Source organism: Hymenobacter fodinae (genome assembly GCF_004745825.1).
GTDB classification, from domain to species: Bacteria; Bacteroidota; Bacteroidia; order Cytophagales; family Hymenobacteraceae; genus Hymenobacter; species Hymenobacter fodinae.
Genome location: NZ_SRLA01000006.1, coordinates 1 through 24,740, shown reverse-complemented (window position 1 = coordinate 24,740; position 24,740 = coordinate 1). Strand labels below are relative to the sequence as shown.

The 24,740-nt window shown below is 55.0% G+C and carries 19 protein-coding genes and 1 riboswitch; of the genes, 9 read left to right on the top strand and 10 right to left on the bottom strand.

All coding sequences use genetic code 11. The features are described from left to right. Positions 1-25: 25 nt before the first annotated feature. Both accC and EU556_RS22550 read left to right on the top strand, forming a co-directional pair. Positions 26-1,372 carry an acetyl-CoA carboxylase biotin carboxylase subunit gene (accC, locus tag EU556_RS22555; RefSeq protein WP_135436511.1) on the top strand — a complete coding sequence of 449 codons (1,347 nt, stop codon included), beginning with the start codon at positions 26-28 and terminating at the stop codon, positions 1,370-1,372. A 278-nt stretch (positions 1,373-1,650) separates the two neighbouring features. Then, a complete protein-coding gene (locus EU556_RS22550; RefSeq protein WP_135436510.1) occupies positions 1,651-3,153 on the top strand; it encodes an alpha-amylase in 1,503 nt (500 codons plus the stop codon). 80 nt (positions 3,154-3,233) lie between these two features. Here the strand turns inward: EU556_RS22550 and EU556_RS22545 are convergent, their stop codons facing one another. Further along, on the bottom strand, positions 3,234-3,806 hold the full coding sequence (locus EU556_RS22545; protein WP_135436509.1) for a DUF3109 family protein: 573 nt from the start codon (positions 3,804-3,806) through the stop codon (positions 3,234-3,236). A 120-nt stretch (positions 3,807-3,926) separates the two neighbouring features. Then, positions 3,927-5,135, bottom strand: a complete 1,209-nt coding sequence (locus tag EU556_RS22540) for a glycosyltransferase family 4 protein (protein ID WP_135436508.1) — start codon at positions 5,133-5,135, stop codon at positions 3,927-3,929. Positions 5,136-5,336: 201 nt separating this feature from the next. Beyond that, positions 5,337-5,426: riboswitch (SAM riboswitch) on the top strand. 450 nt (positions 5,427-5,876) lie between these two features. Between EU556_RS22540 and EU556_RS22535 the strand changes: the two genes are divergently transcribed. The 7 genes from EU556_RS22535 to EU556_RS22505 all read left to right on the top strand — a co-directional run bounded on the left by EU556_RS22535 (position 5,877) and on the right by EU556_RS22505 (position 15,198). After that, a complete protein-coding gene (locus tag EU556_RS22535; protein WP_135436507.1) occupies positions 5,877-6,893 on the top strand; it encodes an ATP-grasp domain-containing protein in 1,017 nt (338 codons plus the stop codon). Next, on the top strand, positions 6,893-7,918 hold the full coding sequence (locus EU556_RS22530; protein ID WP_135436506.1) for an LLM class flavin-dependent oxidoreductase: 1,026 nt from the start codon (positions 6,893-6,895) through the stop codon (positions 7,916-7,918). The genes EU556_RS22535 and EU556_RS22530 overlap by 1 nt, the downstream gene beginning before the upstream one ends. 162 nt (positions 7,919-8,080) lie before the next feature. Further along, positions 8,081-9,400: a chromate efflux transporter gene (chrA, locus tag EU556_RS22525; RefSeq protein WP_135436505.1), complete on the top strand. Its 1,320-nt coding sequence runs from the start codon at positions 8,081-8,083 to the stop codon at positions 9,398-9,400. A gap of 110 nt (positions 9,401-9,510) precedes the next feature. Next, positions 9,511-11,757, top strand: coding sequence for an ATP-dependent helicase (locus EU556_RS22520; protein ID WP_135436766.1), 2,247 nt, complete (start codon positions 9,511-9,513; stop codon positions 11,755-11,757). Between the two features lie 241 nt (positions 11,758-11,998). After that, entirely contained in the window at positions 11,999-12,709 is a 711-nt protein-coding gene (locus tag EU556_RS22515; protein ID WP_135436504.1) for a DUF4290 domain-containing protein, read from the top strand. A 105-nt stretch (positions 12,710-12,814) separates the two neighbouring features. Further along, a complete protein-coding gene (gene murA / locus EU556_RS22510; RefSeq protein ID WP_135436503.1) occupies positions 12,815-14,119 on the top strand; it encodes a UDP-N-acetylglucosamine 1-carboxyvinyltransferase in 1,305 nt (434 codons plus the stop codon). A 344-nt stretch (positions 14,120-14,463) separates the two neighbouring features. Then, complete coding sequence (locus tag EU556_RS22505; RefSeq protein ID WP_167855690.1) at positions 14,464-15,198, top strand: DUF4349 domain-containing protein; 735 nt, start codon at positions 14,464-14,466, stop codon at positions 15,196-15,198. A 68-nt stretch (positions 15,199-15,266) separates the two neighbouring features. Here EU556_RS22505 and EU556_RS22500 read toward each other — a convergent pair whose 3' ends face one another. The 8 genes from EU556_RS22500 to EU556_RS22465 all read right to left on the bottom strand — a co-directional run. After that, positions 15,267-15,602, bottom strand: coding sequence for a phage holin family protein (locus tag EU556_RS22500; protein ID WP_135436501.1), 336 nt, complete (start codon positions 15,600-15,602; stop codon positions 15,267-15,269). Between the two features lie 95 nt (positions 15,603-15,697). Then, the gene (locus EU556_RS22495; RefSeq protein ID WP_135436500.1) at positions 15,698-16,792 is read right to left on the bottom strand and encodes an agmatinase family protein; all 1,095 of its coding nucleotides are present in this window, start codon (positions 16,790-16,792) and stop codon (positions 15,698-15,700) included. A gap of 133 nt (positions 16,793-16,925) precedes the next feature. Beyond that, positions 16,926-17,570, bottom strand: coding sequence for a chemotaxis protein CheC (locus tag EU556_RS22490; protein ID WP_245327842.1), 645 nt, complete (start codon positions 17,568-17,570; stop codon positions 16,926-16,928). 55 nt (positions 17,571-17,625) lie between these two features. Then, a complete protein-coding gene (locus tag EU556_RS22485) occupies positions 17,626-19,254 on the bottom strand; it encodes a chemotaxis protein CheA (protein ID WP_135436499.1) in 1,629 nt (542 codons plus the stop codon). Further along, positions 19,251-20,255, bottom strand: coding sequence for a CheB methylesterase domain-containing protein (locus EU556_RS22480; protein WP_135436498.1), 1,005 nt, complete (start codon positions 20,253-20,255; stop codon positions 19,251-19,253). Before EU556_RS22480 ends, EU556_RS22485 begins: the two co-directional genes overlap by 4 nt. Before the next feature lie 148 nt (positions 20,256-20,403). Next, positions 20,404-20,787, bottom strand: coding sequence for a response regulator (locus tag EU556_RS22475; RefSeq protein ID WP_135436497.1), 384 nt, complete (start codon positions 20,785-20,787; stop codon positions 20,404-20,406). 54 nt (positions 20,788-20,841) lie between these two features. Next, the gene (locus EU556_RS22470; RefSeq protein WP_135436496.1) at positions 20,842-21,369 is read right to left on the bottom strand and encodes a chemotaxis protein CheW; all 528 of its coding nucleotides are present in this window, start codon (positions 21,367-21,369) and stop codon (positions 20,842-20,844) included. Positions 21,370-21,444: 75 nt separating this feature from the next. Next, positions 21,445-24,740 (bottom strand): methyl-accepting chemotaxis protein (locus EU556_RS22465; RefSeq protein ID WP_135436495.1); only part of this gene is annotated, 3,296 nt, incomplete at its 5' end.

The following is a 24,740-nucleotide window of genomic DNA, read 5'->3' as shown; positions in this document are numbered from 1 at the left end:
CACGACCCTAAGACCCAAGACTCCCATGTTTAAGAAGATATTGATTGCCAACCGGGGCGAAATTGCGTTGCGCATTATTCGTACCTGTAAGGAGATGGGCATCAAAACGGTGGCCGTTTATTCTACTGCCGACAAGGAAAGCCTGCACGTTCGGTTTGCCGACGAAGCGGTATGCATTGGTCCGCCTTCTTCGGCCCAAAGCTACCTGAGCATTCCTACGCTGATTGCCGCCGCTGAAATCACCAACGCCGATGCCATTCACCCTGGCTATGGCTTCCTGAGCGAAAACGCAGAGTTCTCGCGCGTGTGCCAGGAAAACGGCATTAAGTTCATTGGGGCCTCACCGGAGATGATCAATCAGATGGGCGACAAGGCCTCGGCCAAAGCCACTATGATTGCCGCCGGCGTGCCCTGCATTCCTGGCTCCGTAGGCCTGCTTGAGTCAGTTGAACAAGGCAAGAAAGTTGCCGCTAAAATCAAGTATCCCGTTATTCTGAAGGCTACGGCCGGAGGCGGGGGCCGCGGTATGCGCATCATCAACTCTGAAGAGGAGTTTGAGAAAGCGTGGAACGATGCCCGCACCGAAGCCAAAGCAGCCTTCGGCAACGACGGCGTGTACCTGGAGAAGTTTGTGGAGGAACCCCGCCACATTGAGATTCAGGTGTGCGGCGACCAGTTCGGCCGCGTGTGCCACCTCTCCGAGCGTGACTGCTCTATTCAGCGCCGCCACCAGAAGCTGGTGGAGGAAGCTCCTTCCCCGTTCATGACGGACGAGCTACGCGAGAAAATGGGTAAAGCCGCCATTGCTGGTGCCTCAGCCATCGGCTACGAGGGAGTGGGCACAATTGAGTTCCTAGTTGATAAGAACCGTGATTTCTACTTCATGGAGATGAACACCCGCATTCAGGTGGAGCACCCCGTGACGGAGGAAATCATCAACTATGACCTCATCAAGGAGCAGATTAAGGTGGCCGCCGGCATCCCGATTTCGGGCAGCAACTACTACCCCAAAATGCACGCCATGGAGTGCCGCATCAACGCCGAAGACCCCACGAAGGATTTCCGTCCGTCGCCGGGCAAGATTACGGTGCTGCACATTCCGGGCGGCCACGGCGTACGCGTAGATACGCACGTATATGCCGGCTATCAGATTCCTTCGAACTACGACTCTATGATTGCCAAGCTCATCACGGTTGCGCAAACCCGCGAGGAGTGCATTGTGAAAATGAAGCGGGCTCTATCGGAATTCGTGGTGGAAGGGGTTAAAACTACCATTCCGTTTCACCTGAAGCTGATGGACAACGCCGACTTCAAAAGTGGCAACTTCACCACTAAATTCCTGGAAACGTCGTTCGACTTCTCAGAACTCTAGGCCACTATTTCAAGCTTCCCGCATAAAGCCCAACCTTCATCGGTTGGGCTTTTTTGTTGACCATGCTTGCGGAGGTATTTCAGGGTAGTCTAATACTTAAAGGTGAGTACTCACTTTCCTGGTTACTGCTTTTTTACACTGACTGTAAAACATGCATTTGTAGCATTGTTTACGCATCAATACAGCATAGGATTAACAAAATATTATTGAATAATACCGTGAGAAAGCAGTTACTATTGTATTGTTCCTAATATCCCCACAACCAAAATTCCTACATCATGTCAACCTCATTTCAGAGGCCTGTTCTAGGCCTGCTGCTAGGCGGAGCTTTGCTTACGGCTTCGTGCTCCAAGGAGAATCTGGCTCCCTCCTCTCCTGCCCCGGCAGCCACCACCAACCCACAACATGCTGTAGCCGTCAATGGCGTGATGCTGCAGGGTTTTTACTGGGATGTACCCATCAGTAACACCCAGGGCACTTGGTGGCAGGTGCTTGGTAGTAAGGCTACTGAGTTCAGCACGGCTGGCTTCACCGCTGTATGGCTTCCCCCAGCCTATAAGGGCGGCAGTGTGTATGACGTGGGCTACGGAGTGTATGACCGATACGACCTGGGCGAGTTCAACCAAAAAGGTACGGTTCCGACCCGGTATGGCACCTTGGCGCAACTGCAGGCGGCCATTACGGCGCTCCATGGCAAAGGCATTCAAGTATACGAGGACATGGTCATGAACCACCTAACTTCAGCCGACGCTCAGGAGCAATTCACGTACAATGGCCAGAATTACAACGTGTACACCAGCTTTACCTATCCGGGGCGGGGCAACACGTACAGTTCCTTCAAATGGCATTACTACAACTTCAACGGCACCCAGCAAGCACCTAATAACGGCTGGTACCAGTGGAATGCCTGGGATTTCCAGCCCTATGCCAACGGCGACGCTTACGACAACCTGTTAGGCTCTGAAATCCGGTATGCCGACGTCAATCAGCGTACCGAAACCAAGAACTGGGGTAACTGGATAACCACCAAGCTCAGCCTGGATGGCTACCGCCTCGATGCTACCAAACATATTCAAACTTCCTTCGTGAATGAGTGGCTGGATGCCGTAAAGGGCACTAGTGGCCGTTTTGCCGTGAGTGAGGCGTGGTTCCGAAATCTGACGGATATGAACAACTACGCGGCGGCTACCGGCGGCCGCACCAGCCTGTTTGACGTGCCGCTGCACTACACGTTCCAGAGCATGAGCAGCGGCAATGGCGCCTGGGACATGCGCGGACTGCAGTTTGCGGGCTTCACGGAAGCCAACGGCCCCCTTTCTGTTTCCTTCGTAGATAACCACGACACCGACCAGCAAGGGGGAGGTTTGTACTCGCCCGTGGTTAACCTCAAGATGCTGGCCTACGCCTACATTCTCACCCGGGAAAAGGGCTACCCCTGCGTGTTCTATAAGGATTACTACAACTACAACCTCGGCAGCCAAATAAGCAAGCTTATGCAGATTCGGAAAGCAAATGCCTACGGCTCGGCTTATGAGTATACCGGCGTAAACGATGCCGACTACTATGCCTACTCCCGCGCTGGTGATAGCACCCACAAAGGCCTGATGATGATCCTGAATGATGGCAGCAGCGCCCGCACCAAGGGCATTACCTCCCCCTTCAAGAGTGCCACGCTAACCGATAAAACCGGTAATTACGGCGGCACCATCACCACCGACGCTAACGGCTACGGCAACTTCCCGGTACAAGCCCGCAGCTACTCTGTGTGGGTACCTAACTAAGGTACCGCACCAAGTCAAATCAGAAAGGGCTACCTGCTAGGTAGCCCTTTCTGATTACTGGTATTACGAAACTTAACCACTTATTCCGCCGAACCGTGCTCGATTTCGTGCACTAATTCGCCGTACCACTCTTCGCCATATTTGCGAACCAATGGCTCTTTGAGAAATTGATAGATCCGTACGCTCAGGTTGGCGCCGAAGGAGCAAGCAGGGTTGCAGATATTCCAACGGTCGTAATTCAGCGCGTCGAAATCTTCGTACTTGGTGATGCGGATGGGGTACAGGTGGCAGCTTATGGGCTTTTTGAAGCTGGTAGCGCCGGCCAAGTAGGCCTGCTCGATACCACATTTTAGAATGCCACGCTCGTCGTAAAGCGCATAGGCGCACTCCCGGTCATTGATGGTAGTGGTGCTGTAGTCGCCTTCCCAATCTTTAATGTACAAGCCCTGCTGCTCGATGGCCTGTTGGCCGGCTTCGGTGAGGAAAGGCTTGATGGCCGCATATTCCTGCTCCAGAATGCGCAATTCACTTTCTTCTAGGGGGGCGCCTAGGTCGCCTTCCACGCAGCAGGCTCCTTTACAGGCCTCCAGATTGCAGACGAAGAAGTTGTCGCGCACGTCATCTGAGATGACGGTATTTTGTATGATAATCATGTCGTGGGTTGCTCGCCGGATGGTGCTTCCTGTTTCTCGATAGGTCAGGAAATGACTCAGCCAACACCGGCGCTACCGGCCCGGTTCATTGTGAGAAACAAGGCGACAAAGATACCGGAATTAGGCCAGCTCTAGTAAGATCTGTTCCGTTAGCTCACATTGCCGCACGTGCGAATATTCGGCTTGGGCGCGCTGGCTCGCCGACTGGCCTAGCGCCTGCCGCAGGGCGGGTTGCTGCAAACAAAGCAATACTTGCTGCACGCACGTTTGCACATCGCGCAAAGGGTATAGTAGGCCAGTTTGCCCATCCTGCACAATTTCCAAGGTACCGCCGGTAGCGCTGGCTACTACCGGCAAGCCCGAAGCCATGGCCTCAATGGTAACCATGCCATAGGTTTCGCTCACGGAGGCCAGCACAAACACATCAATGGCGCGGTAAAACACCTCCGTGTCGGGGCGGAAAGGGCGAAAATGCACGTACTGCGTGAGGCCAAGCTGCTGCACCTGGGCTTGTAGTTGCTGCCAGTACGTGTCGCCCTCGTTGCGAGTAAGTTCGCCCATCAGCACCAGTTCTACGGGCTGCTGATGGTGGGTACGTAGTTGGTGCAACACTTCAATTACGAAGTCCTGGCCCTTGCCATCGTCGAAGCGCCCCAGTACACCCAGCAGCGGCGTTTCTGAGGGCAATTGCAATTGCTCTCGAGCCTCCTGCTTAGTAAGGTCCGGCGCTACAAACCGCTGCAAATCAATTCCTAGCGGAACCACGTGCACTTTAGCCGGATCAAAGCGGGTCATGTGCGTGACTTGCTGCGCTAGGCCAGGCAAGGGCGACAGCCACGCGTCGAGCATGGCAAAACGCTGGGTATGAAACCAGTCACGCTTGGGAATTCCGATTTGCATGTGCTGCTGATAGACGATACGCAGCTCCTTGCCCATCAGCAGCTTCACGAGTGACACAAACCCTAGGTCTTTGTTCTGCGTGACGAGGAGCACTCGGATATTGTGCGCCCGCAGGTATTGGGCGAGTCGCCAGGCAGTTACTACAGCCAGCGACTTACGCCGGGCACTCAGGGTAATGTAGGCCAGTTGCTCGCGCGCAGCCCAGTCGGCCAGCGGAGAATGCGGGGGCACCAGCAGAGTAATAGGCCACCCTCGCTCGCGCATCCAGCCAGAAAACTTGATTGTGTTGATTTCTAGGCCACCCAGACTAGCGGAAAGGCACAGAATGGCCAGCGCCGGCCGCAACGTACTGGCGTCACCAGTGGAAGTTAGCGCCGCCGAGGGATGCCCTGCATCAGATTGCTTACCGACCCTTTCTCCTGTACTCATTAACGACAACTGCTAGCTGAACCTGATGCAAGGAAACGGCGCGGCGCTCTAGGGCAACCATGCGGGGTTGCGCAACCTGCCGTATCCTGCACAATGTAAAATCTGGCTGCAAGGTACAGCCTTAGCAGAAATCAGGTATTTGGAAGTTTCCTTGCCGGCACCTTACCTTCGCCCTACCAATTCTTTTCGACCAAAGGATTGTTTTTATACAGAGGCGTGGAGAGACAGGCTCTATGAAACGCCGGCAACCCCCAGTTACTGGAACGGTGCCAAGTCCTGACCATATAAAAACAAGTTGCCGTGGCTACTACCAACAACTTCTTCGCTTTCTCTGCTGCTTCCGCTGCTCCGCAACTGGCCCTTCGTACCACGCGTACGATGTTGGCTGAATCGGTTATGGCAGGCTGCTGTTGTTGTTGATAATAACCCGCCCCTTCTAGGCCACTGCTTAGAATAGCTCGCGGCCCACTACCGCGCTTTGCTCCTCCTGTTGCTTGGTAGCAGTAGCCCTTGTGTTTTAGCACCATTGTGCCGCTGCGCTGCTGCTTGCCCGTATGGCTGAGCCTGCTCTGTAGGCCAGTACTTTTCGGGGTTTTCGCAGGACGAATCTTGGCGTCCTGTTGTTTGGGTCAGCATCTCGCACCCCCTGCTGCTTTTCACGATTTACGGATGTATCGCTCACTCCCGCAGGAGTTACGGTAACGTCTTCTTCCCCTCTCATCTTCCATTATTTCTTCTCCCATGGCTCACGCTGCAAAGCCGATTGGCATTTATTTCGAACATCCTGAGTGGTTTAAGCCCCTCTTCGCTGAGCTAGAACGCCGCGGACTGGCCTATGAGAAAATCGACGCCGCTCATCACCTCTTTGATCCTTCTGAAAAGGAAAGCCGCTACTCTCTGGTTGTAAACCGCATGAGTTCTTCGGCTTACCTGCGCGGCCACGGCCAAGGCATCTTCCACACGGCCGGTTACGCTACGCACCTTGAGCGGATTGGTACACGCATCATCAACGGCTCGGTAGCTACCAGCATTGAGACCAATAAAGCCCGCCAGCTTTCGTTGTTTGCCTCGCTGGGCCTAAAATTTCCAAAGTCGTTCGTGATAAACCACGCTTCGCGCGTGCCCGACGCGGCCCGGCAGCTGCAGTTCCCCATTGTGGTGAAAGTGAATATTGGGGGTAGCGGCGCCGGTATCATTCGCTTCGATACTATTGAAGGTGTGGAGGCCGCAGTAGCCGCCGGCCAGATCGACCTCGGCATTGACCAGACGGCCCTGGTGCAGGAATACGTGACGCCCCGCGGCGGCAACATTAACCGCGTAGAAACGCTGAACGGCAAGTTCTTGTATGCCATGAAGGTGTATACCACCGGCGAAAGCTTCAACCTCTGCCCCGCTGAAATCTGCCAGATTCCGGAGGAGCAGTCGGCGGAGTTCTGCCTCACCGAAGCCCCTAAAAAAGGCATTCAGGTAGAAGCCTTCACCCCTCCGGCTGAGGTAGTAGAAGCAGTGGAGCGCATTGTTGCCGCCGCTAAGATAGACGTGGGTGGAATTGAGTACCTCATCGACGACCGCACTGGCGATGTGCTGTTCTACGATATCAACGCCCTCTCCAACTTCGTGGCCGATGCCGTGAACGTGGTGGGTTTTGACCCCTACGCCCGCTTCGTGGACTACCTCGAAACGCAGCTGCCCGGCGCAACAGAAATAGTTGCCGCCGAACTCGTTACCTCTTCACCCGCTGACTTAATCGCGCAATAATGAGATACGGATATTGGATGCCCGTTTTTGGCGGGTGGCTGCGCAACGTGGAGGACGAGAACATGCGTGCCGACTGGGACTACGTGAAGACGCTGGCCCAGCGTAGCGAAGACCTCGGCTACGACCTCTCCCTTATTGCGGAGCTGAACCTCAATGACATCAAGGGCGAAGAAGCTCCTTCCCTAGATGCGTGGAGCACGGCGGCAGCGCTGGCGGCCGTCACCAAGAAAATTGAGCTAATGGTGGCCGTGCGGCCCACCTTCCACTCCCCCGCCCTGCTGGCCAAGCAAGCGGCCAACATCGACCACATCAGTGGCGGTCGGTTGTCGCTGAACGTGGTATCCTCGTGGTGGCAGGATGAGGCGAAGAAGTACGGGGTACACTTCGAGCAGCACGACGACCGTTACGCCCGCACCGCCGAGTGGCTGCACGTGGTAGACAACCTCTGGAAGCAGGACCACTTCAGCTTCGATGGCAAGTTCTACAAAGTCACCGACTCCATTTTGCAGCCCAAGCCAGTGTCGCGCCCGCGGCCGTTTATTTACGCCGGGGGCGAATCGGAAGCGGCCAAGAATATGATTGCCGCCCAGTGCGACGGCTACGTAATGCACGGCGACGAGCCCGAGGCCATTGGCCGCCGCATTCAGGACCTGAGCCAGCGCCGCGAGAAGCTAGGCCTGCCGCCCATGAAGTTTGGGGTGGCGGCCTACTCCATCGTGCGCAACACCGAAGCCGAGGTGAAAAAGGAGCTGGAACGCATTACCAACGTGCAAGGCTCGGCGGCTGGCTACAAGAACTACCAGCAGTGGTTAGCTGGCACCCAGCTCGAAAACCAGGTGTCGCTGCAGGATTACTCGGTTTCCAACCGCGGCCTGCGTTCCGGCCTCACCGGCACCCCCGATCAGGTAGCCGAGCGCATTGCCGCCTTCGAAGCCGTGGGTGTGGATTTGTTCCTGCTTCAGTGCAGCCCGCAACTAGAGGAAATGGAGCGCTTCTCCGAGGCCGTAATTCAAGTACTGGCCTAGGCCTATCTAGAGAAAGCTAGGCCACTTAAACTGTCATTCCGAGCGAGGCGAGGAATCTGAGTTGCTCGCAAGAGGCTTACCCGGATTTCCTGCTTCGCTCGGAATGACGCTTTTAGGCCACTCTTGCTCGCTGATGTTACTGTTCTTCCTTACCCGTACAACATGGAATCAGCTTTATCTCCTGCTCACGTTGCCCCACGGGTTGCGGAAACCGTGTCTTTCCGGGAGGCCTTGCGCTTTTGGCTCAAGCTGGGCTTCATCAGCTTCGGCGGCCCCGCCGGACAGATTGCCATTATGCACGAGTACGTGGTAGAGCGGCGTCGCTGGCTGGACGAAGAACGGTTCCTGCACTCCCTCAACTACTGCATGTTGCTGCCCGGCCCCGAGGCCCAGCAGCTGGCCACCTACATTGGCTGGCTGCTGCACGGCGTACGAGGTGGCCTAGTAGCCGGCGGGTTGTTTGTGCTGCCTTCGGTATTTATGCTGCTGGGGCTGAGTTGGGCGTATGTGGAGTACGGCACCATTCCGGCCGTGGCTGGGCTACTTTATGGCCTGAAGCCGGCCGTGGTGGCCATCGTGCTGGGGGCGTTGCTGAAGATTGGGGAAAAGGCGCTGAAAACACCCCTGCACCTCACAGTAGCGGTGCTGAGTTTTCTGGCGTTGTTTCTAGGCCACTTTCCTTTCCCAATCGTGGTTTTCGGGGCGCTGCTACTAGGCCTATTGGTACAGCGCTGGTACCCGGCTTGGTTGGGGTTACCACAATCTACTTTCAGAGCTAATGCTCCACAGACAGGTCCAGAAGTTCGTCGCCAGTGGCCTCGGCGGATTGGGAAGGCCCTGCTAGTGGCGCTAGGCCTATGGGTGATTCCGGTGGTAGTTGCGGGAGTTGTTACCGGCGACTGGAGCTTCTGGTGGCAGCTGACGCGCTTTTTTAGCACGGCCGCCCTGGTTACGTTTGGCGGCGCTTACGCCGTGTTGCCTTACGTAGCGCAGGTAGCAGTAGAGCAGTTTCACTGGCTCACCCGCCTGCAAATGGTCGATGGCCTGGCCCTCGGCGAAACCACACCCGGCCCGCTGATTATGGTGCTCACTTTTGTGGGGTTTATGGGAGCCTGGCAGCATGGCGGCCACTCGGTAGCGTGGGGGGCGGCAGGGCTGTTTCTCACCACCTTTTACACCTTCCTGCCCAGCTTCTTGTTCATTTTCATAGGGGCCCCGCTGGTGGAGCGCACCCGCCAGGATGCGCGGGTTAAGGCCGCGCTAAGCGTAGTAACCGCGGCCGTGGTGGGCGTGATTCTCAACCTCGGCATTTATCTAGGCCAGGCAGTAGTGTGGCCGCGGGGAATTCAAGCTGCGCCTGATTGGTTTAGCTTATTATGGGTAGTGCTTTCGGTGCTGGCGCTGCGCTGGGGCAAAGTCAATCTGATTTTGTGGATAGGCGTGAGCGCGCTTGCAGGATTGGTGTATTTCTGGCTGTTCTAGGCCAAGTTGCATCTGCCAACGCTGCAAATCAGCTTCGGCTTTCCCCGCCCAAAGCCCTACCTTTGCTAACAAGCCAACAAGCTTAGTTTCCGATAAACTGACGAATGGGACTGGATTATCTTTCTCTACTGAACCCCTCGCAGGCCGCCGCCGTGATGCACACCGAGGGGCCCTGCATGATTATAGCCGGTGCCGGCTCGGGCAAAACCCGGGTGCTCACCTACCGCATTGCCAACTTGCTCGAAAAAGGAGTTGATCCGCACAACATCTTAGCCCTCACCTTTACCAACAAGGCCGCCAAGGAAATGCGCGCCCGTATTGAGAAGGTAGTGGGCACGAATGCCAAAAACCTGTGGATGGGCACTTTTCACAGCATTTTCGCCCGCATTCTGCGCTCCGAAGCCGATAAGATTGGTTTCCCCCGTTCCTTTACCATCTACGACACCCAGGACTCCAAAACCCTCATCACTCAAATTGTGAAGGAGCTGGAGCTGGACGACAAGCTCTACAAGCCGGGCCTGGTGCTCGGCCGCATTTCGGCGGCTAAGAACAAGCTTATCTCGGTGCAGCAGTACCTCAACGACCCTGTGATCAAGCAGGACGATGAGGCGGCGCTCCGGCCCAAGATTGGTGTGCTCTACCAGCAGTATCAGCAGCGCTGCTTTAAGGCCGGCGCCATGGACTTCGACGACCTGCTCTACCAGACCAACGTCTTGTTCAAAGACCACCCCGATGTGCTGAACAAGTACCAGAACATTTTCCGGTACGTGATGGTGGACGAGTATCAGGACACGAACTACTCGCAGTACCTGATTTCGCGGAAGCTGGCGGCTAAGGAGCGGAACATTTGCGTGGTGGGTGATGATGCCCAGAGCATCTACGCCTTCCGGGGCGCTGACATTCAGAACATTCTCAATTTCGAGAAAGACTACCCCGAGCTGCAGGTGTTCAAGCTGGAGCAGAACTACCGCTCTACCAAGAACATTGTGTGGGCGGCCAACTCGGTTATCAAAAACAACCAGGCCCAGCTGCGCAAAGACGTCTTCTCCGATAACGAAGACGGTCCGCTGATTGAAGTGCTGAAAGCTGCTTCTGATAACGAAGAAGGCAAGCTGGTGGCCCAGAGCATCTACGAGGACAAGATGAACCATCATCTCTCCTACGATGACTTCGCCATTCTGTACCGCACCAACGCCCAAAGCCGGGCCATGGAAGAATCGTTGCGCAAGCTCAACATCAAGTATAAGATTGTGGGCGGCTTGAGCTTCTACCAGCGCAAGGAAATCAAGGACTTAGTGGCCTATCTGCGCCTCACCGTTAACCCGAATGATGAACAGGCCCTGCGCCGGGTAATCAACTACCCTAAGCGCGGCATCGGCGACACTACGCTGGCCAAGCTTATCAGCGCCGCCGAGGAAACCAACCACACCATTTGGGAGGTAGTCAGCAACGCCGATAAGTTTCTGCCGGCTCGCACCGCTAACCCCATCGTCGACTTTGCCGAGAAGATTAAGACTTACACGGCCGTAGCGGCCAAGGAAGACGCCTTTGAGGCGGCTAAGTTCATTGCTAAGAATTCGGGCATGATTGAGGAGCTGTATGCTGATAAGAGCATCGAGGGCCTCTCCCGCTACGAAAATATTCAGGAACTTCTAAACGGGGTGAAGGCCTACACTGAGGACCCCGAGCGCGAAGACAAATCATTGAGCGCCTTCCTGCAGGACATTGCCCTGGTAACCGACGCCGACACCAAAGACGCCCAGAGCGAAGGCGAGCAGGTGACCCTGATGACCATTCACTCGGCTAAAGGCCTGGAGTTTCGTAATGTATACATCGTGGGCATGGAAGAGAACCTCTTCCCCTCACAGATGATGATTACCTCACGCGCCGACCTAGAGGAAGAACGCCGCCTGTTCTATGTGGCTATTACTCGGGCTGAGAAGAAGCTGACCCTAAGCTACGCCACCTCCCGCTACCAGTGGGGAAACCTGCGCAGCTGCGAGAAGAGCCGCTTCCTCGACGAAATCGACCCACAGTACGTTGACTTCAAGTTCTCCTCGGGCCCTGGTAGCGGCGGCATGGATTCACCCTTCGGCCACGTGCTGGAGCGCCGCAGCAACCTGGTACCCACCGCCCCGCGCAAAACGGTAGCCACCAAATACGTGGCTCCCACCGATTTTCAACCTTCGGATACCTCCAACCTGCAAAACGGACAGCGTGTAGAGCACCCAAAGTTTGGCTTCGGACAGGTAACCAAGCTGGAAAACCAGAATGGGTCCGTTAAAGCCATCATCCAATTTGAGGAAGTAGGCGAGAAAACGTTGCTGCTAAGTTTCGCCAAGTTGCGAATTGTCTAGGCCCTAAACATATCTAATTCCGCTACGTTCAGTCCAAAAAAACAAGCGCTAGGCCACTCAGTAGTGACCTAGCGCTTGTTTACTTGTCTATTCAGCTGTATCAAAGCTGAGTAAGTCTTAAAAATTATCCAACTTCACCTTTCCAACGCGGCCATTGCCAACAGCTCTTTCCGAGAAAAGAGGCCTAGGCTCAGGTTTGGCGTATATTTGTCCGGCAGGGTACTCTGCCTTCTGCTTTTCTATGACTCTTCCTTCTCTTCATAAGCACGAACTCCTCCAGCGTGAGTACGGCCAGAGCACCTTTCAGCTCGTCCAGCAGCTCCGCGACATCGAGGACCGCGCCGAGCGCACGCGCCGGGCACAGCAAATAGTGCAACTCATCTTCCGGCTGCAACCCAGCCTCCGCGACCAGCCCGACGGCCAGCAGAAAGTCTGGAACCACTTGTTTGAAATGGCCGACGGCGAGTTGGACGTAGACAGCCCCTTCCCACTGGCGGCACCTGCCAACCAGACGAAACCGGCTCGGGTGGCCTACCCCAGCAAGGGACCTAAGCTACGGGCCTACGGACGCGCTGTAGAGCAGCTCATTGAGCAGGCCATTGCCATCGAGGACCCCACTGAGCGTGAGCAAGCAACGGTGGTTATTGGGCGTACCATGAAATTTCTGTACCGCTCCCATAACAAGGAAAACGCCAAGGATGTCACTATCCTGAAGCACTTAAAGGAGCTCTCGGCTGGCAAGCTCACTCTTGACCCTGCCCAAGTAGACGCCCAAAACCTCTTCGAGTTTACGACTTCGCCGGGTGGCCGCCCCACTCCCTTCATTGTGCCCCAGCCACGCCAAGAGCGCGAAAACCGCCGCGGTGGCTCCGGGGGCAATAATAACCGCCGCGACAAACAGCGGCGTGGGGGCAAAAAAGGCCGCCAAGAACCACAACAACCTCCCCAGTAACTTTTCTTTCAGGAGCCAGCCGTGTGCCCTAGAAATCAGCCCGATCATAGTACATGGTACTGCAGCTGCTTTCTGCTACCCGGCGGCTTCTAACTTCTCTCCTACATGGCCTCTTTTGAAGTAATTGGCGGCAAAGCCCTGAAAGGCGAAATCGTGCCCCAGGGCGCCAAAAACGAAGCGCTCCAGATTCTGTGTGCCGTTCTGCTCACCGATGAGCCCGTCACCATCAGCAACATCCCCGACATCCGCGACGTCAACAAGCTTATCGAGCTGCTGCGCGACATGGGTGTGAAAATCGGCAAGCTGTCCTCGGATACTTACCGCTTTCAGGCGGATGCTGTCAACTTAGACTATCTCGACACTCCCGAGTTTGTGGCCCAGGGCCGTGCTCTGCGCGGATCGGTTATGATTCTGGGACCCATGTTGTCGCGCTTTGGCAAGTGCCAGCTACCTAAGCCTGGAGGAGACAAAATCGGCCGCCGGCCGCTCGATACGCACTTCGTAGGCCTAGAAAAACTAGGTGGTAAGCTCACGCTGGAAGGCAAAGATTTTTACCGCATTAGCACGGAAGGCCGCCTGCACGGTGCCTACATGCTACTGGATGAGGCCTCCGTAACGGGTACTGCCAACATTGTAATGGGTGCTGTACTGGCCGAGGGCATTACTACCATCTACAACGCTGCCTGCGAGCCTTACCTGCAGCAGCTCTGCAAGATGCTGGTGCGCATGGGAGCCAAAATCAACGGCATCGGCTCTAACCTGCTCACCATTGAGGGCGTGGAACGCTTGGGTGGCACCGAGCACCGCATGCTGCCCGACATGATTGAAATCGGCTCCTTTATTGGCCTAGCTGCCATGACAGGCTCCGAAATCACGATCAAAGACTGCCAGATTCAGGAGCTAGGCCTCATCCCCGATACCTTCCGCAAGCTGGGTATTCAGTTGGAGTTCCGGGGAGATGATATCCACGTGCCCGCCCAGGAGCATTACGAGATTTCGACCTACCTCGATGGTAGCATCCTGACCATTTCGGACCACACCTGGCCGGGCCTTACCCCCGACCTGCTGAGCGTAATTCTGGTGGTAGCTACCCAGGCCAAAGGCACGGTACTCATTCACCAGAAGATGTTTGAGTCGCGGCTGTTCTTCGTGGACAAACTCATTGACATGGGTGCCCAGATCATCCTCTGCGACCCGCACCGCGCCACCGTCATCGGCCTCGACCAGCGCAACCGTCTCCACGGCATCACCATGACCTCCCCCGACATTCGGGCGGGTGTGGCGCTGTTAATTGCTGCCCTTTCCGCCGAAGGCCGTAGCGTAATCGAAAACGTGGAGCAGATTGACCGCGGCTATCAATACATTGATAAGCGCCTAACCGCACTAGGTGCTCAAATCCGCCGCCTTTAGGCCTAGGCTATTCCAATAGCTATTAAAAAAGCCTGCACTCAGACGAGGGCAGGCTTTTTCTTTATCTGTATACAATTAGCGCTATATCTCTCGTTTATCTTTCAGATAGCGCTTATCAGGTTTATAGTTTACCCTTAATTTATCCGTTTATGAAAGCACTACTGTGTAGTATCACGGCAGGCGCCCTGTTGTTAGGTGCTTGCGGAAAGCAACAGGAGCCACGAACTTCTACAGACGCAGATACCTCGGTCGTCTCTGAAGTAGCTTTAATGGAAGCGCCTGCGTTAGATGCTCAAGGTGCACCGCCCCCTCCTCCTGCGGCTCCTCAGGCCCCTCCAGCACCGATGGCCACTCAGCCAGGCATACCCGCTGATGGCTCCGTTCCGACTGCAGCGCCTGCCTCGGCACGCAAAATCATCTATCACGCCGAGGTACGTGTAAAAGTTGATGACCTAGTGAAGACGAACGCTCGGATGGATAGCCTCACTCGCGCGTATGGGGCCTATATCTCTGATGCCTCGGAGGAAAGGCAAGAGGGTCAGTGGGAGCACCAAATGAAAATACGGGTGCTGCCGGGGCAGTTTCAGCAGTTGCTAAACAGCCTCAATGGTTTAGGCACCCTGCAGTCGAAAACGCTCGGCACCGATGATGTAACCGCTGAGCACGCCGATAAATCGGCGCGGCTGCGCACTAAGCGGGCCGTGGAGCAACGCTACGTGGCCTTGCTATCGCAGGCGAAGAAAATAGCGGATATCCTGGCAATTGAAGAGAAAATTGGGGAAGTACGAGAGGAAATAGAATCCACTGAAAGCCGGCTTAAAACCCTCAACGACCACATTGGCTATTCTACCATTAGCCTCACTTACTTCCAAACGCTGCCGCTTAATCAGCCCGAAACGCCCATCCTTTCGTTTGCTAGCCGCTTTACGCAAGCGTTTTACAACGGCTGGGAGCTACTCACTGGCTTGGTCCTAGCCATTGTAACGGCTTGGCCGTTGCTGTTGCTTGGGGCCCTAGGCCTAGTTGCTTTTCGCACCTGGCGCCGTCGGCGGCGCACCCAGCTGGAGGTGGAGCCCTAGGCCACATGCAGTCAACGAAAAGGCCCGTTGGTAGCTACCAACGGGCCTTTTCGTTGACTGCATTTTGCTTAGTCGACAATTAAATCTACAACAGCCGTTACCAGTGAAAGCACCACGCTAAATATAAGCGCCGACACGAACCCATCTACCTCAAAGCCCGAGAGTAAATAGCTGGCCATCATCACAATTAAAGCGTTGATGACCAACAAAAACAGACCTAGGGTTAAGATGGTAATGGGGAAGCCAATGATTTTAAGAATGGGCTTGACTACGGCATTTAGGATGGCCAGTACAATTACCAGAATGATGGCATCACTGAAGCCACCAATGTGCGAGCCCGGCAGAAATTTGGCCAACACGTAGGTAATGATAGCCGAGAGCAGAAATTTGAGAATAAATCCCATGACAGGTAATAGGTTGGAGTGAGGAGAGAGTTGGTAGGCCTATAGGAATAAGCCTATACTGCGATACGCAAAAGCGCTTCCGACGTTGGCTCCCTCTATTTCTCCGTGGGCCGGGCCTTCAGCCGTCCCTGTGATACCCCCATCCAGTTAGCCATGTGATAGAGCAACCGGGCCCCTACAATAGCGTTCCATTCCGTGTCACCGGGAGCAACCTCGTTCAAATCGCAGCCAATGATAGTGCGGCCTGAGCGCACCACCATCCGCAGTAGGTACAGGGCTTGCTCAAATTCTAGGCCACCAGGTACTGGCGTGCCAGTGCCAGGGCACAGCTTGGGGTCGAGGCCGTCGATGTCGAAGCTCACGTAGACTTTGGGCGGCAGTTGGGCAATGATCTTCTTACACTCCTTCTTCCAAGATTTACCCCCCAGCATTTCGGCCTGCAGGAACCGGTCGGCGAAGAGTGCCACGCGGCCATTGCTCTGCTCGATGAATTCCGCTTCCTGCTGGCAATAGTCGCGAATACCTACCTGCACCAGCTTCTTCACCTGCGGCAACTTCAGGGCGTTGTACATGATAGAAGCGTGCGAATATTCAAAGCCTTCGTAAGCCGGACGCAAGTCGCAGTGAGCATCAATCTGCAGGATACCAAACTCCTCGTGCCGCTCTGCCAGGGCGTGCATGTAGCCTAGGGGAGTGCTATGGTCACCGCCTAAAACTACTACTCCTTTGCCCGCATCGAGCAGGGCACCGGTTTTAGCTTTTAGCCACTCCAACAGAGCTTTTCCTTGAAGGCCAATTCGAGCGGGAACCTCTGAGAACTTGGCATACGAATCTTCCGGCTCTCCCTCCTCCAGCCACCCGATGTACTCTTCGGCAGTAGGGCGCAACTCTAGGCTTTGGGCGGTAATCTGCTCATCTGGGTCTTCCATAGCGAGGCCCATCTTCCAAGCGTCCGGCAGGTCCGGGTCGTAAAGGTCAACTTGCAGGGAGGCCTCACGGATGGCCGCTGGCCCTTCGGCGGTACCTGCCCGGTACGACACGGTAACCTCCCACGGCACGGGTACCACTACCACTTGGGCTTCTTCTGGGGTAAAGGGCAAGCCGAAGATACCACCAGCAGTGTCACCCAAGGCATTAGGGTCGAAATTGGCAAGCTTCTGTTCCAGAGAAGATTTGGCTGAATCAGTCATAGGAAAGAGAAAGAAAATGGAGAGAAAGCAACAAATGCCATGGCCTCCGCTTTGCCAGTCCAGAGTTCGTTTAACTCTAGGCTAGCACCGGAGGCCATGATTTAGGAATAGGCCTAGCGGCCAACAAATGAAATTAGCTGGGCTGCTGACCACCCATAAAGTCGTAGGTACGAATGATTTCCAGAATTTTCTCGAACGTATCCCGGTCGAAGAAAATCATCAGAGGCAACTCCACAGAATTAGCCTTATCGGAGAACTGTGTGATAACGCTAAAAATGAGTGGCTGCACCATGGGCCGGTCTAGCATAAGGCTTTGCAGAGCCTTAGCCATATCATCGTGTGGGTTTACAGGAGGTGCCCCATAGATATTGGCCTTCAAGATATTGGCTAGCTGCGTTACCAACGCCCCCGTGATGATGTTGCTGATTTCCAACAACAACGACTCCTGCATTTCATCAATCTGGGTTGAATCGGAGGTATTCATGCGCAGACAAACGCGCGAGAGGCGCTGCACGTGCTGCCCAGAGAAGAACATGAGCGTAGTCCCATTGAATTCGCCCCGGATATCAGACTGGATAATGACGTGCTGCTCCTGCAGTTCGCGTACTTTTTCCAAGATGCTGCGGCCCGAAACAATGTTTAGGTTAGGAACCTCAAGTAGCACCTTTTCCTGGGCAATAACCGCGAACGAATCGGCGGCGCGAGCCAAGCCAATGTTCAGGATTTCGCGGATAATATCCCGCTCCAGTTCCGTCATGTGCAAATCCATAGGAGTCATTCTGTTGGTGAGGCTATTGGCCTAGGCCAGTAACCAGAGGTCTGCATGTTGGTAGTTAAGGTCGGCGAGCTAAGAACAAACGGGTGAGGGCCGGCACATCGAGTACCAAGCACACCTGCCCGCTGCCCAGCAGCGTAACGCCGCCAAACAAATCAATGGTATCCAGCGGCTTACTCATGGGCTTAATCACGATGTCCTGCTGGCGCAGGAAACGATCAACGATGAGGCCGAGCTTACGGTTGCTGTAATTTACGATAATGATGTCTTGGCGCCCGTTGAGCTCTGCTTTGTTGGCGGGCGGCAATGGTCCATCACCGTTGTGTAAAAGGCGCCGCAATGGCACCACTGGCAAATTTTCGTCTTGCACGCGGGCTAGCAGCATACCACCAACCACGTGAAATTCATCCGGCATCAACGACACCACCGAATCAGTATGCATGAGCGGGATGGCGTAGTTGCGCTCATCGAGCACGAACAGCAACGCCCCCTTCACCGCAATGGAGGTAGGCAGTACTAAGGTAAATGTAGTACCCTGCCCCAGCACTGAGTCAACGCGTAGCTGCCCGCCCAGTGAGTCAATAGCGAGCTTTACTACGTCGAGGCCCACGCCGCGGCCTGAAATCTCCGTCACCTCTTTGGCCATGGAGAAACCAGGTTCAAACAAAAAGGCTCGCACCGCATCATCATCAAGCGTGGCGGCGGTTTCTGCCGCTACCAAGCCTCGTTCCACCGCTTTGCGCCGAACGCTTTCTACGTCAATACCGCGGCCATCATCAATAACCTGAATCAAGACGTCGTCGCGCTCGGTTTGGGCCGAAAGGGTTAAATGGGCTTGGGCTGTTTTGCCAGCGGCCGTACGCTCAGTTGGGGTCTCTAGGCCATGCCCAATAGCATTGCGCACTAGGTGTAGCAAGGAGTCGGTGATGATCTGCAGAATGTTGCGGTCGATCTGGATATCTTCCCCTACTACGGTTAACTCTACGTCCTTAGCCTCCGCCGCCGCTACGTCGCGCACAACGCGAGGAAACTTGTTGAACAGGGAGCCAACGCCTACCAAGCGGGCATCCATCACACTGTACTGCAGATCATCGGCAATACGGGAGAAATGCGCCGCCGCCGCCACTAAGGCCGAATTACCAATTTCCTGGCTTAGAGTCAGGATACGGTCGCGGTCAATGATTAACTCACCTACAAGGTTGAGCAAATGGTCCAGCTTTTTAATCTGGATATATACCAGATCAGAAAGCTCAAGCTTGCGGTTACTCTCGTCTTCCTCCTCGTCCTCGTCTAGAACAGGGGCTTCCCCCTTGGTTAGGCGGTCAAGATTTTCCAGTAGGCGCGAAATGTCCGGTACTTCCTGCTCTGCTCCCACGGCCCGAATCATCTTGCCGATAGTGTCAATACCATCGAAGAGAACAGGCACCACTGGTCCCGTAAAGGTCATCTCCTTGCTGCGGATCAGACCAAAAATCGTTTCCATGTGGTGGGCAGCTTCCCCAATTTGGGTATAGCCCATTGCCCGCGCATTCGACTTGAGGTTGTGCATGAGCCGGAACAGCTCATTCAGGGCCGGTTCATCGGTAGGGCTGCGCTCCAACTCACTGATATGGCGACTCATGGCGTCGTAGTACTCGAGCGCCTCAGCCATAAATATTTCGCGGTACTCCTGTTCCCTTGACTTCATCGTGACAAAGCTTGGGAAGATATCGAAGTACGCTCAACCCGAGTAAGCGCGGACGTGCGCACGTGGCGTAACACAAAGCTGGCTATATCTACCAGTGGCACCACCGCCTGCGCATATCCGGCCTTGATGACTGACTTGGGCATACCAAACACTGCCGATGAAGCCTCATCCTGCGCTATAACCACGCCGCCCTGCTCACGAATTGCCCGGGCCCCGGCCGTACCATCGTGGCCTAGGCCAGTTAATATCACGCCGAGCACGTTGCGCCCCACGGTCTGAGCTACTGACTGCATGAGAATATCAACCGAGGGCGTATCCAGGCCGGTTTGCTGCCCAAATCTGATCTGCCACCCCAGCCACGGATGATTGCCGCTCGAGTGCACTGAGCAGTTAAACCCACCAGGGGCCACCAGTATTTTTCCCGCCTCGAGCACAGAGCCTTCAGAGGCGGCTTCTACTGGCATGGCGGATGCCCGGCGCAAGCGTTCCACCAACGATTCTGTGAAAGATGCTGGCAGATGTACAGCCACCAGAATAGCCCACGGAAAGTTTATCGGTAGCGCCCGTAGCACTTGCTCTACGGCCGGGGCTCCGCCGGTAGAGCCGCCAAGTACAAGCACCCCTTTTGGAGGCAGTGGCGCGGTTGTCCGGCGCGGTGTACCACCTGGTGCTGCCTGGTTTGTAGACTTAGGCCGGGCAGCCTGTACTTTACGCTTTACTTGACGCCGCCACTCCACCATTTTCGCTTCGTCGTACATGGGCGCAGCCGCGAGGTAATCATACACGCCAAGACGGCTGACCTCTCGTAGCATACCAGGCAATGGTGGCTGGGTTGTATAGAGCAGTACCGGGCCAGTATAATGGTGACGCAACTGCTCTAATTCAAGAAGTTGACTCTCCCCTACAACCACTACCCCAGGCTGCAAACGCCGCGCCTGTCCCGCTAGCTCTCCAGCACTCATGGTAGTGCCCACAACCCGCACCGAGGGGTCAGTGTGCAACAGCCGTGTAAGCTCTGCCCCAACAAAAGTGGGCAGATTACCAAGCAATAGAGTGAAAGGAGAAGGTGTGTTAAGCACGGAAAAAAGTGCGAATGATTAAATCAGCTACTAGTAGAGCAGGTAGCTGGCAGGAGTGCCTGGCCTATGGTTATGCTTCGCTAGACTCTGGATCTTGCAGAGCGCTTCCAACGATTTCCAGGACCTTTTCTTCTGAGAAAGGCTTCACGATATAGGCAGTCGCGCCACTCTCCAATGCCTCATTCACAATAACTTCCTGGCCTACTGCCGAGCACATCACCACTTTTACATCAGGTTGCTCTTGGCGAATGCCTTTCAGAACGTCTAGGCCGGTATTGTCGGGCAGAATAACGTCGAGCGTAATCAGGTCAGGCTTTGTTTGAGTGGCTAATTCCAAGGCTTGTTGGCCATTAGCCGCCTCTCCCACCACATCATAGCCGGCGTCGGTAAGCATGTTCTTGAGCATCGTGCGCATGTAAAAAGAATCGTCGACGATGAGAATGCGGTTTTTCATATGAGAAGAGGTATTTCAAAAAGGAGAAGAAGGAAGCTGAACAATGCCTTGAGATTAGGCCTTTGTACGGGTGGCCGCGGCGGAAGATTCTGCTTTCGGCTGGATCTGCATGATTTCAGCAGGCGTGAGCAGCTTAAGCATATCTAAGACAACCACAATGCGCCCATTGATTTTGGCTATTCCTTCGATGTATTTGTCGTGGATATTGATATCCTGAATGAATTCCGGTGCTTTTTCAATGATAGACACAGGAATGGAAAGCGGTTGGGGCACCTCACGCACCATAATACCAATGGTGTAGTCTTTTGCCTCAATAGCTAGAGTATAGCTGATTCCTACTAGCTCTTCTCCGGCGGGGCGCAGTTGAAAGCGCTCTTCCAGATCGATAATCGTGATAATATCACCGCGCAAATTGGCAATGCCCTTCACAAAAGAGGGAGTTTTGGGCATGCGCGCAATTTCAGGAGTGATGGTTACCTCCTTTACCTGCTCAATACGAATACCATACTCCTCCTCTCCTAGTCGGAAAACGATTAGCTGGATAACGGCTTCTTGCTTGGCGTTCTTATCGGTTTCAGGCATACCTAAAACAAAGGGACTAGATTCCAGGCACTGCGTGCAAGCAGCGCCCGGATCCATTAATCACGTGTGAGAAAGTTACTTGGCTTTGTTCTTAGCTTTCCGAGGCTTCTCTGCTGCCGGAGCAACGGGCGCATCGGCTGAAGCCGCAGGCTTTTCCGCACGGCGGTTAGGCCTCTGCGTAGGCTTAGCTTCTTGCTGAACTACTTCCGGAGCGGGTGCAGCAGCTTTACGTCGAGAAGCTGCCTTACGCACTGCCGTTTTAGGCTCTGGCTCGAGAGTTGGCGCAACCGTTACCGACCGACGCAACTGGCGGGCAGCCGGGGCCGAAGGAGTGGCAGCTACCACTGCTGCGCCGCGCCGCGTTACCCGCCGGATGGGTTCCGGCTCGGGCTCAGGCTCCAGATCTTCCATCAACTGGAAGGCTGACAGGCCTAGCTGCAGGTCGTCGGCAATATCAGTCAGGTTTTGGCTGCTAGTCGTGAGTTCCTGCATGGAAGTAGAGAGCTGCTTGGCTGTGCCAGCTACCTGTTGTGTGCCGGTTGCCGTTTGCTCAGCAATAGCTACCACTTCTTCTACGTACTTCACTACGTCACCAATAGAGGTCTTCTGAATCTCAGTGGCCGTTAGAATGTCGCGAGACGTGCGCAAGGTTTCGCCGCTGCTGGTAGCAATGTTCTTAAAGGCCGAGCTAGCTTCAAACGTAGCGTTCTTACCCTTAAGTACTCGGCCTTCCATGGTCGAAATAGCCGTTGCAGCTGATGTGGTGTCTTTACGAACGTCCTCAACCAGCGTTGCAATTTCGTTAGCCGATTTGCGGGACCCTTCAGCCAGCTTCCGAATTTCCTCAGCTACTACCGCAAAACCACGACCAGCTTCCCCAGCGCGGGCTGCCTCGATGGCCGCGTTCAGAGCTAGGAGGTTGGTTTGAGCGGCAATGTCGGTGATTACGCCCAGCGACTTGCTGATTTCTCCAGAACGGGTGCTTAGTACTTCAATGGTTTTAGAGGTTTGAGCAGCCGCACTGCTGATTTCCTCCATGTTTTTCACCACCTCCGCTACGGTTTTCAGACCCAACTGCGAGGTTTGCTCACCCAGGATTGCCGCTTTGATACCGACATCAGCCTTGCCCGCTGTTTCCTTAGTGGCCTGCATGATTTCTTCGATCAGCTTAAAGGCTTGGTCGGTCTTGAGAGCCTGGTTCTGAGCGCCTTCTGCCATCTGTTGCATGGCCAAGGCCACATCAACTGTAACGCGGCTCATCTCCTGTCCTTTCACTACCATCTCCTCCGACGACTCGCCCACAATCTGCGACGACTCATTGATTTCGCCTAGTAGCTCGTTGAGGTTATCTACGGCGAGGTTCAAGGCGTTTGACATGGCGAGAATGTCGCCAGCAGTCTGAATTTCAACCTGCTGCGTGAGGTCACCTTCCGAGATGGCGCGTACCACGCGGCTAACTTCCAGTACTGGAGAGGCAATCGACTCAATTAGCGCATTCAGCGTGTCAACCAGTTCTTTCCAGGAACCGCTCACGTCGCTCACAGTTGCACGCTCGGTCAGCTTGCCTTCTACCCCGGCTACTTTTGCCACGCGGCTAACTTCTACTGCCAAACGGTTCAGGTCATCCACCATTCGGTTGATGGTCTCGGCCAAGTCAGCCACTTCACCTTTGGCGTCTAGGGTCAGCTTCTGGGTCAAGTCGCCCTGCGAAACGGCCGTTACTACTTTTACTAGGCCACGTACCTGAGTGGTAAGGTTGGCCGCCATCGTGTTTACGTTGTCGGTCAGGTCTTTCCAAACACCCGATACGTTCGGCACATTGGCCTGGCCACCAAGGCGACCTTCTGTACCTACTTCCTGTGCCACACGGGTTACCTCGCCGGCGAAGATGTTCAGAGAGTCCACCATCCGGTTGATGTTATCCTTCAGGTCGAGCAGCTCGCCTTTAACATCAACGGATACCTTCTGGCTCAAGTCGCCGCGGGCTACGGCGGTGGTTACGTTGGCAATGTCCCGCACCTGAGAGGTAAGGGAGGCCGCCATGGTATTTACGTTGTCCGTGAGGTCTTTCCAAGTGCCGCGCACGTTGGGCACCACAGCCTGACCGCCGAGGCGGCCTTCCGTACCTACTTCCCGGGCCACGCGGGTTACTTCGTCGCCGAACGTGTTCAGCGAGTCCACCATTTGGTTAAGGTTTTCCTTTAGCTGCAACAGCTCGCCGCGCACATTAACCGTCACCTTCTGGCTGAGGTCACCGCGGGCTACGGCGGTAGCTACGTTGGCAATGTCTCGTACCTGAGAAGTCAGGTTCGAGGCCATCGTGTTTACATTGTCCGTAAGGTCTTTCCAAGTACCTGACACGCTCGGCACGTTAGCCTGTCCACCCAAAATACCTTCCGTACCTACTTCGCGGGCCACGCGGGTTACCTCGCCAGCAAAGATGTTGAGCGAGTCCACCATCTGGTTCAGGATGTTCTTCAGGTCGAGAATCTCGCCTTTTACATCCACGGTCATCTTCTGGGTCAGGTCGCCCTTTGCTACGGCCGTAGCCACGTTGGCAATATCTCGTACCTGTAGGGTCAGATTCGAGGCCATCGTGTTTACGTTGTCCGTTAGCTCCTTCCAAGTTCCACCTACGCGGGGCACGTTGGCTTGGCCACCGAGTTTACCCTCAGTACCTACTTCGCGGGCCACGCGGGTTACTTCGTCACCGAAGATGTTGAGCGAGTCCACCATCTGGTTCAGGATGTTCTTCAGCTCCAGGATTTCTCCCTTCACATCCACGGTCATCTTCTGGCTCAAGTCGCCGCGGGCTACGGCGGTAGCTACGTTAGCAATGTCTCGCACCTGTAGGGTCAGGTTCGAGGCCATATAGTTTACATTGTCCGTCAGTTCTTTCCACACCCCAGCCACGTTTGGTACGGAGGCTTGGCCGCCAAGTTTACCCTCAGTGCCTACTTCTAGAGCAACACGAGTTACCTCGCCGGCAAACAGGTTAAGCGAGTCCACCATCTGGTTCAGGTTCTGCTTCAGCTGCAGCAGTTCGCCTTTTACATCGACGGTAATCTTCTGACTCAAGTCACCTTTTGCTACGGCCGTGGCTACATTGGCAATATCTCGCACCTGCAGGGTCAGGTTTGAGGCCATGTAGTTTACGTTGTCCGTTAACTCCTTCCACACGCCGGCTACATTCGGTACTACGGCTTGACCGCCTAGGCGACCTTCCGTACCTACCTCTTGTGCTACACGGGTTACCTCGCCGGCAAACAGGTTGAGCGAGTCCACCATCTGGTTTAGGTTCTGCTTCAGCTGCAGCAGCTCGCCCTTTACGTCTACCGTGATTTTCTGCGTTAGGTCACCCTTCGCTACGG